Here is a 16,018-nt window from a genome sequence, read left to right as displayed (position 1 = left end):
CTCAATTATGAATAATGAAAAACTAAATATTGTATGGATTAAAAGAGATTTAAGAACCCAAGATCACAAGGCTTTATTTGAAGCTGAAAAATCCGATTTGCCCTATATCATTATTTATCTAATCGAACCTTCCATTACATCCTACAAAGATACATCACAGAGACATTTACAATTCGTATATCATTCTATTTTAAAAATGAATGATTGCTTATCAATTTATAATAGAAAAGTAGAAATTTTATACGCCGAGGCCTACGAAGCCTTTTCGTATTTCACAGAACAATACGATATTAATACTGTATTTTCTTATCAAGAAAGTGGAATTGATATTACTTATACTAGAGATAAGAAAATAAAAAAGTTATTTCATGAGAGAAATATTGAATGGAAAGAATACCAAAGAGATGGAGTTATAAGAGGAATAAACAATAGAATGGGCTGGGATGAAGCATGGAAAATAACAATGAACTCCCCTATCATCAAAAACGTCTTTTCACCATCAAATACCTCAAATTTACAACACCCTTTTCTTTTACCATCCTCAATAAAACATTCTTTAGAAAAGTATAATAGAAATTTACAGCCTGCAGGAGAAGATAATGCTTGGAAGTATTTAAAATCATTTGCTCAGGATAGAGGCAAGAATTATCATAAGTTCATTTCTAAACCTTTAGCAAGCAGAAAAAGCTGTGGGAGAATCTCTCCCTATTTATCTTGGGGGAATATAAGTATTAAACAAACTTATCAATTCGTTAATAATCACCCTAATAAAGCAATTTATGGTCGAGCATTTAGCGGTATTTTGACAAGATTAAAATGGCATTGTCATTTTATACAAAAATTTGAATCAGAAAGTGAGTACGAATACCAATGTGTTAATCAAGGTTTCGAAGGCTTACATTACAGTAATAATAATAAATTTCTTGAAGCATGGAAAACAGGTCAAACTGGTTTCCCACTCATAGATGCTAGCATGCGTTGTTTAATAGCTACAGGATGGATTAATTTCAGAATGAGAGCTATGTTAGTGAGTTTCCTTTGTCATCATTTGGATCAAGATTGGAGAAGAGGCGTATTTCATTTAGCCAACCTTTTCTTAGATTATGAACCGGGTATTCATTATACTCAATTCCAGATGCAAGCGGGAACCACAGGAGTCAATACTGTTAGAATCTACAATCCTGTTAAACAATCTATAGATCACGATCCCGAAGGGGAATTCATTAAAAAGTGGGTTCCTGAATTAAATGACATTCCTAAACGTTATATCCACGAACCTTGGACTATGACCCGTTTAGATTTGGCTTTTAATGGGATTGAATCAATTAATTATCCTGACCCAATTATCAATTTAAAAGAAAGAGGGAAAGCCGCTCGTTTAAAAATCTATTCACACCGTAAAACAGAGGAGGTACAAAAAGAAAAAAATCGTATTTTAGTTTTACACACCCGAAATAATACTTCAAAAGCAATATAGATGTCTAAAACAGCCGCCCTTATTTACCCTCATCAGTTATTTGAGCAATCTCCACTTTTTAAGCAAGAAGTGGATTGCTTTTTTATAATAGAAGACCCCTTATTTTTTAGTCAATATAAATTTCATAAACAAAAATTAGCTTATCACAGAGCCACTATGAAATGGTATGCTGACTTTTTAATCCATTTGAAATATCATGTTGAATACATTGAGGAAAAACATTTGACTAATTTATTTGAGAGGATTTACTCAGAAGGTTATCATCAAATATATTGTATTGATGTTGTAGATGATTGGCTTTCTAAAAAAATCATAGAACAATGTCAATTACAACAATTTCATCTGAATTGGCTTTCTTCTCCATTATTCATCAATTCAAAAAAAGACAATGATGACTATTTTAAAAATGAGAAAAAGAAATACCATCATTCACAGTTCTATAAAAAACAACGACAGAAATTAGGGTTATTAATGGATAAAGACAATGAGCCTGTAGGTGGTAAATGGTCTTTTGACACTGATAATAGAAAAAAATATCCTGCTAAAAAAACTCCTCCATCATTAAAAAAATTACCTCAAAACGACTATTACAAAGAAGCGGTATCTTATGTCAATAATCGTTACAGTGATCATTTGGGTACTTTAGAAGAACTTCCTTTATATCCTACTACCTTCAAAGAGGCAGAAGAATGGTTATTACTGTTTTTAAATGAAAGGTATGAAGAGTTTGGGGTTTATGAAGACGCGATTGTTTCTACTGAATCATTTTTAAACCATAGTGTCATTTCACCAATGCTCAATATTGGCTTGCTTACTCCCTATCAAGTGATTAACCATGCTAATGAATTCTATGAAAATAAAAATGTACCTATAAATTCTCATGAAGGGTTTTTAAGACAGATAATTGGTTGGAGAGAATTTATTAGAGGAATATATGAGGCCAATGGCAGACAAGAACGAACAAAGAACTTTTGGAAGTTTACTAAAAAAATGCCTGACAGTTTATATAATGGTTCGACTGGGATTCCTCCTATTGATCAAACTATCAAAAAACTTAATGAAACTGCCTATTGTCATCATATAGAACGATTAATGGTTCTTGGTAACTTTATGCTCCTTTGTGAAATTCATCCTGATGAAGTTTATCAATGGTTTATGGAGTACTTTATTGATGCATACGATTGGGTAATGGTAACCAACATATATGGAATGAGTCAGTTTTCTGATGGAGGGCTTATGGCCTCTAAACCATATATTTCTAGCAGTAATTATATCCTTAAAATGAGTAATTATAAAAAAGGAGATTGGCAATTTACTTGGGATGGTTTATTCTGGAGATTCATGGATAAACATAGGGATATACTTAAGAAAAATCCTAGACTAAGCATGCTCATCAATAATTATGATAAGATGGATATTGCTAAAAAAGAAAAACTGATGACCTCTGCAGAATTATTTCTGAAAGACCATCAGCTTCCTCAAACTTCTTTATTTTAAACTAAAGAGTTGATATAATATTTCTCCTAGAACCAAGCTGTGAGGTTTATAGAAAAGTTTCTTCCTGGTTCTGGTAAATTCAAAATTCTATACCTTGATAAATGACGCATATAGTTATTATCAAAAAGGTTATCAACCCTAAAAATTAAATTACCATATACTCTTTGCATATTAAATGCTGTACCAAATTTTAACCCGACAATACCATAGCCAGGAGTTTCTAATTCATTAATGTCTACCCTATTCTGATCCCCTGTCAGTTGTAGATTGACACTTGCGAAGGGTTTTGATAGAAAGTTACTGATAACAGTATGTGTGTAAGTTAGTTCTGTCATAGATGATAAGGGAGGAACAAATGAAAATGATCTATTGCGTTCTGTATTTTGAGAATACACGTATTCTACTGAATTATGTAATTTGATATCTCTTCTCACCTCCCAATCTAAAGCAAACTCATAGCCTACAAAATAACCACTCGCTTCTATATATTTATAAATTTGACCAGCATCTGGCAAAGGAGAAGGTTCTGGTTGTGCTGATAAATAAATATAATTAGTGTAATAATTAAAATACGGGTTTAACGCTACATTGATTTTCTTCTTTGAATAAGACATATTAAAATCCCATTGATAACCTTGTTCGGGATTCAAATCGGGAGTACCTTGTTCATGTCTAAATGTACCATGATGAACACCATTGGAAGCTAACTCATTCGCTCTTGGTGCTCTAAAAGTCCTTGCAATATTGGTATTAGCATCAATCTGATTAAACATTTTGAATTGTACTCCTAATGAAGCTGACAGATTTTCATATTGATTGTCGATATCATCTACTCTTTGCCATGGATTCCCAGAGTTGGGTGGATCTTGAAAATAAGAATCATAATAAGCCTTTGAAGCAAATGTGATATAATCAAACCTCACACCACCAATCATTTTCACTTTCTCATTTAATGGCAATCCAAACATGGCATAACCACCAAAAGTATTTTGATCATAATCAGGAATTAAAAAGTCAAACCCACTTCTTCTGTTTTGTTGATTTTCAAAATTGACACCTACCTCCCAATGCATAACTCTTCCTTCTTTATCGAAGTGAACATTAGCAGATGTTGTTCTTAAATCCAATTGGTTAGCAACAAAACCATATTCATTTAAAGGCCTTCCATGTCTAACAGGGTCAGATAATTCTTTTCGATCGTTGTATTGATACCCCAAATCAAACCAAATATTACCACCCCAAACATCTACATGAGAGTTGTAAGTCAACATTTGATGATCTATTTCTTGTTTGGGAACTTCAGGTCTTCTTTTATCTTCAAAGCTTTGTAGCCAATTATTGGTAGGTATACCTGTTGCACCAGGAAACAAGCCCACAGACTCAGAAAACAAACTGTAAGAAACACTATGTACCCAATGGTTTCCTTCATAACCTACGGTTGTTTTAAATGAACCAATGCTTCCTCCTGTATTGACTAATATTCCATCCTTTAATTTGAAAATGCCTCCTAAATAAGAAAACTCTTCTGCTGGAACTCTATAATTACCAAAGTCTTCATATCCTCCAGAAACTTGGTAGAATATTTTTCCTTTTTGTCCATTTACTTTAGCGTCACCACTAAAGTATTTATTGTTATTCTTATAGTTTAATCCAATTTTCCCTTCTACTCCATCTCTACCAAGGGGTTGAGGAGATTTCATTTTGATTACACCACCAAGACCGTCAGATCCGTATTTCAAAGTAGCTGCTCCTTTGGCAATTTCGACCTCATCTACATTGGGTTGGCCAACAGAAAGACCATGATCCATTCCCCACTGTTGATCTTCCAATTTTACTCCATCTACACTTACAACAACTCTGGAACCTGCCATTCCTCTTACAGTTGGTTTAGAAATACCAACACCAGTTGATATGAAAGAAACACCCGGAGTTTTTGATAAAGTTTCTGCAATAGTAGTCCCTTTTTCTGCATCCAAAGTATAAGCATTTATGGACGACAAATTCATCCCTGCCAAAGACATATCATCATGACCGTGTTCATGAATTTCAATCTCTTCCAATTCTTGGAAGGCTTCTTCCATAAAGATTCTTTTAGATCTATTCTCTTTTAATTGGACTGTATAATCCTTAAAACCAAGAAAATGACATCTTATCTCTACTACAGAGGAATTATAATAGAAGTTGAAGCGTCCGCGTTTATCGGATACAACCATCTTACCATTAAAAAACACTTCAACACCTTCTAATGGTTGTTCGGAAGATTCGTCTAAAATGGAACCTTTGAAGTTTGGTTCTTGAGCATATAAGGGATTGTGTATGAACATTAAAATCAATACACAAGCGAAAAAAGTCTTTTGCAACATAATTGCAAAATTAAACTATTTTAAGGAATGAGAAAGAGAATAATCATAATCTTTTATTAAGATCGATAAAAGTCAACTTATCCTACTGTAATTGAACACTTTTATTGTTGTTTTTTAAATTTCTAGGATAATTAATGGTTATTAATAATTTCACCTAATACATAATGATTACTTGTAATATGTTGTAATCATAAAAAAGGCTGCCTCACAATATGTAAGACAGCCTTTGTAGTCTATTATTTCTTCTTCTTTCCAGAACCTAAGTAAGCAGATATTTTACCACTTGCTCTTTGTTTTTCCATGGAAGATTTATTTTTAAGTCTTCGATTTTTATCGACTTTATCTTTATTCTTTTTCTTCTCGTGGAAGGCTCCTTTATAATTAGGATCCTCGATTTTCTTTTGTCTATCGATTTCCATTGCCATCTCTTGTCTCTCATCTTTTGGTGCTTCACCATATTCTAAGTCAAGTGGCAATTCTAGTACTGGAATTTCTTTATTGATTCTTTTTTCTACTTTCTTTAAATGATATTTTTCAGCATCATTACAGAAAGTGAAGGCAACTCCTGTATTATTTGCACGCCCCGTTCTACCAACACGGTGAACGTAATCATCATACATTACAGGCACATCAAAGTTAATCACATGAGAAACCATACTCACATCAATACCTCTTGCTGCTACATCTGTAGCAACTAAAACTCTTACTCCTCCATCTTTAAAGGCTTGAATACTATTAATTCTAGCATTCTGACCTTTATTTGCATGGATCACTTTTACTTCCCCTTTAATTTTTCTTTCTAGGTAACTAAAAATACCATTAGCATGATCCTTCTTTTTCACGAAAACAATCACACGAGATAATTCATTATCCTCTTCATTCAATAAATATTCAAGGAAGTTAAGCTTCGTTCTGAAGTTCGGTAGATAGTATAAAAACTGATCAACCATTTCAGCTGTTGTTGCCTGAGGAGTAATTTCTACTCTTTGAGGATACTCCAAAAACTCCTCACTTAATTTCACTACAATATCAGGCATTGTAGCTGAGAAAAGTAAATTTTGACGTTTTCTTGGAATGATTTCTAGCATTTGACGAATTTGAGGCATGAATCCCATATCCATAATTCTATCTGCCTCATCCAAGACCATATATTTGATTGATTTTGTTTTCAGCTTACCTCTAGAGTAAATATCCATTACTCTACCTGGCGTGCCTACTAAAATATCAATACCGTTTTCAATTTGCTCAATTTGAGTTTTAGGACCAATTCCACCATAAGCCACTGCATGTCTCAAACCGGTGTATTTACCTAATATATCTACTTCCTTACCAACTTGTATTGCCAACTCTCTTGTAGGTACTAATATTAATACTCTTGGATCGTTCCCTTGAGCATATTTTACCTTGTACAATAGTGGCAAAAGATAAGCTGCTGTTTTACCAGTACCTGTTTGAGCAATACCAAATAAATCATGACCCGCTAATACTAACGGAATCGCTTTCTCTTGAATTGGTGTTGGATTTTCATATCCAAGTTCTTCACAAACTTGATATAATTGTTTGTTTAATTTAAACTTTCTAAATCCTTCAGAGGTTTCCTCCACCTTTGCCTCTTGAGCAACTGTTTCTGGTGTATCTCCCTTTTTTCTTGGTAAGAAAGTTAATTGAGGATCATCACCAAGGTGATCAATATTGTTGAATTCAACTAATTTAAATTCTCCAGTATACTCGTTAAACTCTAATGTTGTAACACCCGTATTTTTGGGAGCATAGTTTTTCATCTTATCAAAATCCATGTCTAATAGAAGACATAAGAATATTCTGATAGATCTAGAGTGCATACAAATCATGACGTTTCTCTCGTTTTCGTTCACCATGATTTTCTCCAAACCTTCAGCTTCACGACGAAGAACGTCCATTAATTGTTCACCTCCTTTAGGAAATGCATCAAAATTACCCTTTTCCCATTCATCGGAAATCCCTTGTACAGTTAATCCATCAATAACACAGTCATCAATAGAATTCCCCTCATAATCTCCATAATCCATCTCATCAAACTCTGGCATTATTTCATGGGGAATCCCCTTTTCAATAAACCCTTGAGCAGTTTGATGTGTTCTTTTTAATGAAGTAACATAAAGCTTATCAAACGGAAAGTCTTTATAAGCATCAAATAATAATGATGCTTGTTTCTGACCATTCTCATTTAAATCAGCATTTATCTTTCTTCCTTGAACGATGCGTTTGGTATTATAAGCGGTTTGTCCGTGACGAACAAGGTATATTCTCTTTGGTTGATGCATAAATTCTAAACAATATTTTGTGCAAAGTTAACTTGTTCTGCGAGATAACTATAGCAAATGATAGGAATTTAAGAAGTATTTGGTGATGAACACTCATAAAAGCATTTTCATTCCCCCCTTCAGATTTTATTTACTAAAAAAGGCTGTCTCGTAATAAATAGAGACAGCCTACTTTTATTTCTTTAGAATCCAATTAAAATCAAATTACTCCACTAATTTATTAGTGTTTTTCGTAAATGATTTCTGGTTCTTTAATTTCAACAATATTTTCGTCGTTGACTTGAACTAATTCAATTGTTTTTAGCTCATTTACTAAAGCAGGATCGTATTTGGCTTCTACTCTCACATAGTTCTCTGTAAAACCAAACATTTTTCCCTCTTCAATATCATGTTCAAAAAGAACTGTTCTAGTGGTTCCTAATTGAGTCTCATAAAAAGCTCTTTTCTTTTTATCAGACAGAATACGAAGCATTTTAGATCTCTTTGCTCTTTCAGCCTTTGGTACAACGCCATCCATATGCACGGCATCAGTATTTGGACGTTCAGAGTAAGTGAAGACGTGAAGATAAGCTACATCTAATTCATTTAAGAAATTGTAGGTATCTAAGAAATCTTCTTCTGTTTCTCCAGGAAAACCAATAATTACATCAACACCAATACATGCGTCTGGCATTTGACTTCTAATTTCAGTAATTCTAGATTGATACAGATCCGTTCTGTAACGTCTCCTCATTAGCTCTAACATCTTGTCTGAACCAGACTGAAGAGGAATATGGAAATGAGGAACAAATTTATCGGATTGTGTACAGAATTGAATAATTTCTTCGTCCAATAAATTAGGTTCAATAGAAGAGATACGATAACGCTCTATACCTTCTACTTTATCTAATTCTTTTAATAGATCAATGAGTCTCTCTTGACGTTTCCCATCAATAATACCGAAATCACCGATGTTTACACCAGTTAATACAACTTCTTTCACATCAGAAGCTGCAATTTCCTTCGCATTTTTAATGATATCATCAATACTAGCACTCCTCGACTTCCCTCTTGCTAGAGGGATTGTACAGAAAGAACACTTGTAATTACATCCATCTTGCACCTTCAAGAATGTTCTTGTACGATCGTTCATGGAGTAACCTGAAACAAATTCTTTCGTCTCCTTAATTTCTTTTGCTAATACCTGAGGTTCTTCAGTTTTCACAAAACCATCTAAAAGATCTAATAAACGGAATTTTTCTGCTGCACCTAGTACCGCATCCACTCCTTCTAATTCAGATATTTCTTTTGGTTTTAACTGTGCATAACAGCCAATGATAGCAACGTAAGAATTTGGAGAAATTTTCTTTGCTTCACGTACAATTTTCTGACACTTTTTGTCGGCATTATCCGTTACAGAACAAGTGTTGATTATATATATATCTGGAGTATCTGCAAACTCCACTTTTTTATATCCTTTTTCCTCAAATTGACGACCAATAGTACTCGTCTCAGAGAAATTTAATTTACAACCAAGTGTATAAAAGGCTACTTTTCTCATTACTGATTGATTATTAATCACTTTCGAAAATTCAAAAGGAATACAAAAGTAAGGAGAATGTTACTGAATTGAAAATATTTGTTGCAACGTATGTTAATTTTAAATAACGAAATTTAGAATTCGTGAGGAGTAAATATTTCTTCAATCTTTTTTCGAGACGCTGCTTCTATTTGTGTTGTGGTTCGATTATTTGATGTATATTTTTTATTAAAAAAATGATTATCAAATTCTTCTATCGTTATTTCTCGTTCTAAACTTTTTATATCTGATGCATTTCTTATGTAAAGTTCATCTAATATGTAATGGTCAGATTTAGTATCAGAATAATCAGTTACCCAAACATCTTGATAGAAAATTAGTTTTTTGTTCTTATAAATCCATTTCGAAATCTCGACTCCTTCCAAACCACAATTCCTTGTACTTTCAATCACTCTCCAACTTTCATTGATATCTTCTTTGATTTCCAGACAACATAAATCAGAACATTGAAACTCGTGAGTAGTAGGATTGAATTTATCTAATTCGGCTTCAGACAACAAACTATCAAAAACAGGTGACAAAAACCTAGAAATAGTTGTATCTAACTTTATATCCTTTGGTTTTAATATCTTGAAATTTTCTTTTGCTATAGATCCTTCTTCAGTAACAGGCTGTTTCCATTCTAATGAAAGGGATGGTTTACTACAGGAAATCATTGTTCCAATAAAACATAAAAAAACTGTTATTTTTAAAGTTTGCATAATTGCTGTAATGAAGAGTTTAGTTATCAAAAAATATCAATTAAGTCATCGAGAGAAAAACAATCTAATTTAAAAGTCTTAAATATCAAAATCATCCTCACACACAATATGTTATGAGTAATATAAGAAATGAAATCAGTGGTTTTTTAAGCTGAGTTTTCATTTATAAATACTTAGTAAAAACATCATATCACTTAAGGAGTCCTACCTATAATGCCAAAATAAATTTATTTTAAATACTATTCTAACATATAGAAATGATTCAATTTTCCTAACTTGCAAAAGTTCCTATTCTCCTATCGGAGATGATATTTTTTTATGTTTTTTACTGAAATGAAATATTATCAATTTTTTTGTCTCTACTTATTTTTATCAATTCAAATTAATGTATTTGGTCAAGATCACTTTTCGTATTTATATCATCTAGATTTAAATAACGTCACAGACGATCAAATTAAAGTAGAACTAAATCTAACTACTTCTTTAAAGGAAGATAAAGTGATATTTCAATTTCCTGCAATTGTACCAGGAACATACAAAATTTATGATTTTGGTCGGTTTATAGATCAGTTTTCTGCACAAACAAAATCAGGTGATGAATTGCCCGTCAAAAAAATCGATAAAAATAGATGGGAAATCTCTAATGCAACATCATTACACAAAATTTCTTATTCTGTAGATGATACTTGGGATACTAGACTCCCACAAAAAGTGTTTGAACCCGCAGGTACCAACATTGAAAAAGACAATAATTTTGTTCTTAATAATCATGGTTTTTTCGGTTTTTTTGATCAGAAAATAGATTACCCATTTCAAATTAAAATAAAAAAGAATAAAACGCTTTACGGTTCTACTTCCCTTAAAAAAGAATTCACTTCTGATACTTTGGATCATTATATTGTACCCAATTATCACAGGTTGGTAGATAACCCTATAATGTATGCACAACCTGACACTGCAAGTATTCAAGTGGGCGACACTCAGGTCTTTATAGGCTTACATTCTCCAAATAAAAAAATTAATGCTTCATTAGTAATTGAAAAACTAGAAGATGTCCTTATAGCACAGGAAGCCTTTTTAAAAGGTAAATTACCAACTGACCGTTATACTTTCATTATTTACCTTACGGATGAACCAGGAATTTCTGGAGCGATGGGTGCTTTGGAACACTGGAATAGCTCATTTTATTTTCTCCCTTATGGCTCACCTAACCGTATCCTCAGAATTATTCAAGATATAGCGGCCCATGAGTTTTTTCATATTATTACACCTCTAAGCATTCATTCAGAAGAGATTGCCAATTTTGATTACATGGAACCTAAAATGTCTGAGCATTTATGGTTGTATGAAGGGGTGACTGAATATTTTGCTGGCTTAGCATTAGTACAACAAAATGTAATTGAAAGGGAAACTTATTTGAATGCCTTAAATAAGAAAATATTAAGTACAATTAAACTTTACGACAGAGATCTTTCCTTTACCGAAATGAGTAAAGGTTGTTTGGATGAACACGGCGATCAATACCCTAATGTTTATGAGAAAGGAGCATTAATAGCCTTAGGTTTGGATATTGTCTTACTTGAAAATAGCAATGGACAACAAGACTTAAGAGATTTAATGATTACACTTTCAGAAAAATTTGGCAGTGATAAGTCTTTTAAAGATAAAGACCTTTTTGATATTATAGGCAAAGTGAGTGGTATACCAGAAACAACAGCATATTTAAATAAATATGTCGGAGATAATAATAGACTTCCTTTGGAAGAAATATTCCAGAAAGTGGGAATTGACTATGCTGAAAAAAGAGTTACTCCTACAGGCACATTTGGAAATATAGGTATTTCTATGAACGATCAAGAAGAACTTTTTATTGAAGATATAAGTGATATGGACGTCTTCGGTTTAAAAATGGGATTTCAAGTTGGAGACGTATTATTAAAATATAATGATACTGATCTTACAGTGGAAAACATCACCGACATTTTAGATAGTGTGATTAACTCTCCTAAAAAAAACACAAAAATTAAAGTTACTGTAAGAAGACAAGGTAAAATTGTTAAATTGAAAACGAAAACAATAATCAATCATCAGATAGAAGAAAATATATTCGAATTAAACGACAATTGTTCCAAGGAAGAACTTCGTTTAAGAGAACTATGGTTAGGTAAAACTACTGATGAAGAATAGTAAATAATCCTACTACCAACAATGAATTTGAATCTAAAAAACCCATTGGTTGTATTTGATTTGGAAACCACGGGAACCAATGTCACTAAAGATAGAATCATCGAAATTTCTATGGTTAAGGCTGATATCAATGGGGAAAGAACAATAAAAACATACAGATGTAATCCTGAAATGCATATACCAAGTACTTCTAGTAAGATACATGGTATATATGATGAAGACATCAAGGATAAACCAACATTTAAACAAATAGCCAAAGATGTTGCTGCCTTTATGAAAGGAAGTGATATTGGTGGATACAATGTTTTAAGATTTGATTTACCTGTAATTACTGAAGAGTTTCTTAGAGCAGGAATAGAATTTGATTTTAGCCAAAGAAAAATTGTCGATGCCCAGAAGATTTTCTTCATGATGGAGCCTCGTACATTAGGTGCTGCTCTAAAGTTCTATTGCGGTAGAGAATTAGAAGATGCCCACTCTGCTGAAGCCGATACTATTGCCACTTTAGACGTGATTGATGCTCAAGTGAAACATTATGAAGGGGTAAGTATTAAAGATAAAAACGGGAAAGAATATGAGCCTGTTAAGAATGATATGAATGCCTTGCATGATCTTACTGCTAAAAACCTAGTTGATTTTGCCGGCCGTATGGTTTTAAATAATGAAGGGGAGGCTATTTTTAACTTTGGTAAATACAAAGGAAAATCAGTTGCTGAAACATTAAAAAGAGACCCTCATTATTATGATTGGATCATTAATAACGATTTTGCCTTAGATACAAAAAGTAAATTGACGCAAATTCGTTTAAAAAGTCAATTCCAGAAATAATCATCAAAAAAATTGATTTACAAAAAAGGCTGTCAAAATAAATTGACAGCCTTTTTTGATTTATAGAAGTTAAATTAAATATCATCTTCTTTACTTAGCTTTAATAGCTTAAGATAATCACTTTCTGTATCAACATCTAAAAATGGAACTCTAGATTCTACTGAACCAAAAGAGTGTTTATTCTTTCTTACAATAGATTTAGCTCCAAAATTTCCTTCTAAAAGCGTCAATTCAGGAAATACCATTTGATCAAAAACAGCAGGTACACCTGTGAAACCATCATATTTTGACATGACAATTTTCGTGTCTTTTGATTTTTCTATCAAATTACCTAAATGAGAAACCTTAACCAAAGGCATATCAGATAACATGATTAATACTTTAGAAAATCTATCTTGATGATTGGCAAAATAAGAAACACCAGTGGCAATACTACCTCCCTGTCCATTCGACCAATTTTCATTTTTTATGATGTGAACCCCTTCATTTTCAATTACAGGATATAATTCATCATAATACGCTCCTAATACAACTGCTATTTCAGCATTATGAAGATTTTTTGCTTTATCAATACTATGTTGTAATAAAGTACTCCCTTTGTACTCTAATAATTGTTTTGGTTTTCCTAACCTCTTAGAACCACCTGCTGCGATAATGAGCACCCCAACTTTGCCTACAGTTTGCATTTATTGCCTTTTATATGGATAAAACTTTGTATTTGAATGTTCAAAGCTTGACTAGTCTACCTGTTATCCTACTTAGAAAAAAGATTTTCCAAATCGATAAAAGTGTAATACAGCCACTTTTTTACAAAGATAAAGAACCCTTTGCAATAAAACGTTATCACAAAGGGTTCTTATCACTTTTTAAAACCAAATAACTGATAAAGTCATTTTTACTTTAAAAAAAATTATTTATAGAATTTAATTTTTCAATTCTTTCTTATCGATAATAAATACATTTTTATACTTATCATCATGATCTTTGAAGTTATCAAGATCAAAATGTCCTTTTCTAGCAGCAGACCCTCCGTCATAAGCACCATTTTGTATCATTTGTAGTGCTTGGTAAAGCATCGGTTCTCTTGTGTCAGCCCAGTTATAAGAAGGGTCATCACCTGCAACCTGATCAACAGCTAAACCATCAAAATAATTTCCTTCATTATTGGCATTTAGAATTCTAAGAGAAATAATAGAATAAATGAAGTTATTGTTCTCGAAACCATAACTACCTACTGGCTTACCATGTGTTCTTTCACCAATAACTTGCACATCCATAAAAGGTCTTAATGCATTAATCATTAGTTCACTAGCTGAGGCAGTGTTACCTGTTGTCAACATAAACACTCTATCTAAATTTAGATTAGCATCTTCTATTTCCAATTGATAATCACTATTTTCTTCAGCTTGTCTATTGTTGTGTCTGTATCTAAAAAGATCTTTTCCATTCGCCTCTGTAGGTGCTAATAACCCAGATAACTGAGCAGCAATATTCACTCTACCTCCACCGTTATAGCGTAAATCAAGAATCACTTCAGAAACTCCTTCAGCTTTAAATTCTGCAAAGGCTGTATTTAATGCTTGTTCAGCAGTTTCTATAAACGACATAAAAACAAGATGTCCTACTTTTACCTTTTGACCATTTCTGTTAACGGTAATCACATTTTTATGTACAATAGGTGCAACAACTACAGCTTCCTTAGAAATTTCAATTGTTTTAGTTACTCCATCTTGCTTCTCTAAAGCTCCTTCATCGTTGTATACATAAATATCTGGAGTAGTAATTTCAAATTTATTAGTTACTCCTTTTACGTTTGCTCCTAATAAATTATTGATTTCTTCTGTGGTTACAGTACTGACATCAACATCATTAATTTTATTGATTTTTGATCCTCTATCCAAATCATTTGAAAATGCTTGAGACCCTGGATAAGTAAACCTTATATACAAATCTCCATTTTCAAAAACAGATAAATAAAGACCATGAGCCCCTGTATTTTCATCTGTTACAGTACCTGATTGATAATATGCTTCATATTCAGCTTTATCTTGTATTAATGACCATCTATCTTGGTCATTCTTTAATGCTTCGAGCATTGTGTTTTGAGTGTCGTATTTGTCAATGTCAATTGTCTCAGGTAATTCATCGTTCCATAAATACCATTGCTTCATTAGATTGTTAAGGTAAACCTTATTGATTCCTGAAGTAATTGTTGGTGCGATTGGATCTTCCTCTTTATTACAAGAGATAAATAATTGAATTGTTATTACTAAAAATAAGAGCTTTTTCATGGTTGTTTAATCTTGAATTGATTGTTAATGTTTCTTTGTTTTATTAAAAATTGAATTTTTTCACATTTTTCTAAGAAGTTTATAGTTAAAGAAAAAAATAAGTTAGTACCTTAGCAGTGAATTTTATGTTTCTACTAACTATTATCAAAAGTAGTTAAATAGAATTGAAATTTTAGTAAATTTTAAAAAGTTTTTAAACGAAATTAAGTTCCTAGATGGCAAAAGATTCTCATAGAACCAACCACCAAATCAGAGTCAGAGAAGTTCGATTAGTTGGTGAAAATGTAGAAAACGGTGTATTTTCAAGAGATGAAGCTTTAAGAATGGCTGAAAACCTAGATTTAGATCTAGTAGAAATATCACCTAACGCTAAACCTCCTGTTTGTAAGATTATTGACTACTCGAAATTCAAGTACGAGCAGAAAAAACGCGAAAAAGAGTTAAAGGCTAAAGCATCTAAAACAGTTGTAAAGGAAATTCGTTTTGGTCCAAACACCGATCAACACGATTTAGACTTTAAAACAAAGCATGCCGTAAAATTCTTGAATGAAGGTAATAAAGTAAAGGCGTATGTCCATTTCCATGGTCGTACAATCATTTACAAAGACAGAGGTAGAGAACTTTTACAACGTTTTTCTGAAAAAATTCAGGAACACGGTAAAATTGAAGGTCAGATGCGTATTGAAGGTCGTAGAATGATCATGTTCATCTCTCCTAATCAACCTAAGAAATAAATTAAGTAAATAATCCTTATTGGTTATTGACTTAACGATAATATTGATTAAATTTGCA

11 protein-coding genes are annotated in these 16,018 nt (G+C 32.3%); 5 read left to right on the top strand and 6 right to left on the bottom strand.

Annotated elements, in window-relative coordinates; translation table 11 throughout:
- Nucleotides 1–7: 7 nt before the first annotated feature.
- Together NH26_RS02695 and NH26_RS02690 are read left to right on the top strand one after the other, a co-directional pair.
- Nucleotides 8–1,477, top strand: coding sequence for a cryptochrome/deoxyribodipyrimidine photo-lyase family protein (locus tag NH26_RS02695; RefSeq protein ID WP_044223909.1), 1,470 nt, complete (start codon nt 8–10; stop codon nt 1,475–1,477).
- On the top strand, nt 1,478–2,974 hold the full coding sequence (locus NH26_RS02690; RefSeq protein ID WP_044223907.1) for a cryptochrome/photolyase family protein: 1,497 nt from the start codon (nt 1,478–1,480) through the stop codon (nt 2,972–2,974). It abuts the gene before it with no gap.
- A gap of 26 nt (nt 2,975–3,000) precedes the next feature.
- Here the strand turns inward: NH26_RS02690 and NH26_RS02685 are convergent, their stop codons facing one another.
- From NH26_RS02685 to NH26_RS02670, 4 genes are all read right to left on the bottom strand, one after another.
- Nucleotides 3,001–5,298 (bottom strand): TonB-dependent receptor, encoded by a 2,298-nt coding sequence (locus NH26_RS02685; RefSeq protein WP_044223905.1) that lies wholly within the window; start codon nt 5,296–5,298, stop codon nt 3,001–3,003.
- A 275-nt stretch (nt 5,299–5,573) separates the two neighbouring features.
- Nucleotides 5,574–7,640, bottom strand: a complete 2,067-nt coding sequence (locus NH26_RS02680; RefSeq protein ID WP_084812039.1) for a DEAD/DEAH box helicase — start codon at nt 7,638–7,640, stop codon at nt 5,574–5,576.
- Between the two features lie 220 nt (nt 7,641–7,860).
- Entirely contained in the window at nt 7,861–9,180 is a 1,320-nt protein-coding gene (gene mtaB, locus NH26_RS02675; RefSeq protein ID WP_044223903.1) for a tRNA (N(6)-L-threonylcarbamoyladenosine(37)-C(2))-methylthiotransferase MtaB, read from the bottom strand.
- A 113-nt stretch (nt 9,181–9,293) separates the two neighbouring features.
- Nucleotides 9,294–9,920: a hypothetical protein gene (locus tag NH26_RS02670; protein WP_044223901.1), complete on the bottom strand. Its 627-nt coding sequence runs from the start codon at nt 9,918–9,920 to the stop codon at nt 9,294–9,296.
- 333 nt (nt 9,921–10,253) lie between these two features.
- Here NH26_RS02670 and NH26_RS02665 point away from each other — a divergent pair, with 333 nt between their 5' ends.
- Nucleotides 10,254–12,107, top strand: coding sequence for a M61 family metallopeptidase (locus NH26_RS02665; RefSeq protein ID WP_158021870.1), 1,854 nt, complete (start codon nt 10,254–10,256; stop codon nt 12,105–12,107).
- A gap of 21 nt (nt 12,108–12,128) precedes the next feature.
- Nucleotides 12,129–12,935: a 3'-5' exonuclease gene (locus NH26_RS02660; protein ID WP_044223899.1), complete on the top strand. Its 807-nt coding sequence runs from the start codon at nt 12,129–12,131 to the stop codon at nt 12,933–12,935.
- Between the two features lie 74 nt (nt 12,936–13,009).
- Here NH26_RS02660 and NH26_RS02655 read toward each other — a convergent pair whose 3' ends face one another.
- Nucleotides 13,010–13,621, bottom strand: a complete 612-nt coding sequence (locus NH26_RS02655; protein WP_044223896.1) for a nucleotidyltransferase family protein — start codon at nt 13,619–13,621, stop codon at nt 13,010–13,012.
- A 237-nt stretch (nt 13,622–13,858) separates the two neighbouring features.
- Nucleotides 13,859–15,226, bottom strand: coding sequence for a S41 family peptidase (locus NH26_RS02645; protein WP_044223891.1), 1,368 nt, complete (start codon nt 15,224–15,226; stop codon nt 13,859–13,861).
- 215 nt (nt 15,227–15,441) lie between these two features.
- Between NH26_RS02645 and infC the strand changes: the two genes are divergently transcribed.
- The gene (infC, locus tag NH26_RS02640) at nt 15,442–15,960 is read left to right on the top strand and encodes a translation initiation factor IF-3 (RefSeq protein WP_044223889.1); all 519 of its coding nucleotides are present in this window, start codon (nt 15,442–15,444) and stop codon (nt 15,958–15,960) included.
- Nucleotides 15,961–16,018: the final 58 nt, after the last annotated feature.

It is taken from the genome of Flammeovirga pacifica (assembly GCF_000807855.2).
GTDB classification, from domain to species: domain Bacteria; phylum Bacteroidota; class Bacteroidia; order Cytophagales; family Flammeovirgaceae; genus Flammeovirga; species Flammeovirga pacifica.
Note: the sequence above shows the minus strand (reverse complement) of the source record. Positions and strands in the feature narration are given on the sequence as shown.

Coding starts and splice junctions, on each gene's coding strand:
- NH26_RS02695 (WP_044223909.1), top strand. CDS start 8: ATGAATAATGAAAAACTAAATATTGTATGGATTAAAAGAGATTTAAGA.
- NH26_RS02690 (WP_044223907.1), top strand. CDS start 1,478: ATGTCTAAAACAGCCGCCCTTATTTACCCTCATCAGTTATTTGAGCAA.
- NH26_RS02685 (WP_044223905.1), bottom strand. CDS start 5,298: ATGTTCATACACAATCCCTTATATGCTCAAGAACCAAACTTCAAAGGT.
- NH26_RS02680 (WP_084812039.1), bottom strand. CDS start 7,640: ATGCATCAACCAAAGAGAATATACCTTGTTCGTCACGGACAAACCGCT.
- mtaB (WP_044223903.1), bottom strand. CDS start 9,180: ATGAGAAAAGTAGCCTTTTATACACTTGGTTGTAAATTAAATTTCTCT.
- NH26_RS02670 (WP_044223901.1), bottom strand. CDS start 9,920: ATGCAAACTTTAAAAATAACAGTTTTTTTATGTTTTATTGGAACAATG.
- NH26_RS02665 (WP_158021870.1), top strand. CDS start 10,254: ATGAAATATTATCAATTTTTTTGTCTCTACTTATTTTTATCAATTCAA.
- NH26_RS02660 (WP_044223899.1), top strand. CDS start 12,129: ATGAATTTGAATCTAAAAAACCCATTGGTTGTATTTGATTTGGAAACC.
- NH26_RS02655 (WP_044223896.1), bottom strand. CDS start 13,621: ATGCAAACTGTAGGCAAAGTTGGGGTGCTCATTATCGCAGCAGGTGGT.
- NH26_RS02645 (WP_044223891.1), bottom strand. CDS start 15,226: ATGAAAAAGCTCTTATTTTTAGTAATAACAATTCAATTATTTATCTCT.
- infC (WP_044223889.1), top strand. CDS start 15,442: ATGGCAAAAGATTCTCATAGAACCAACCACCAAATCAGAGTCAGAGAA.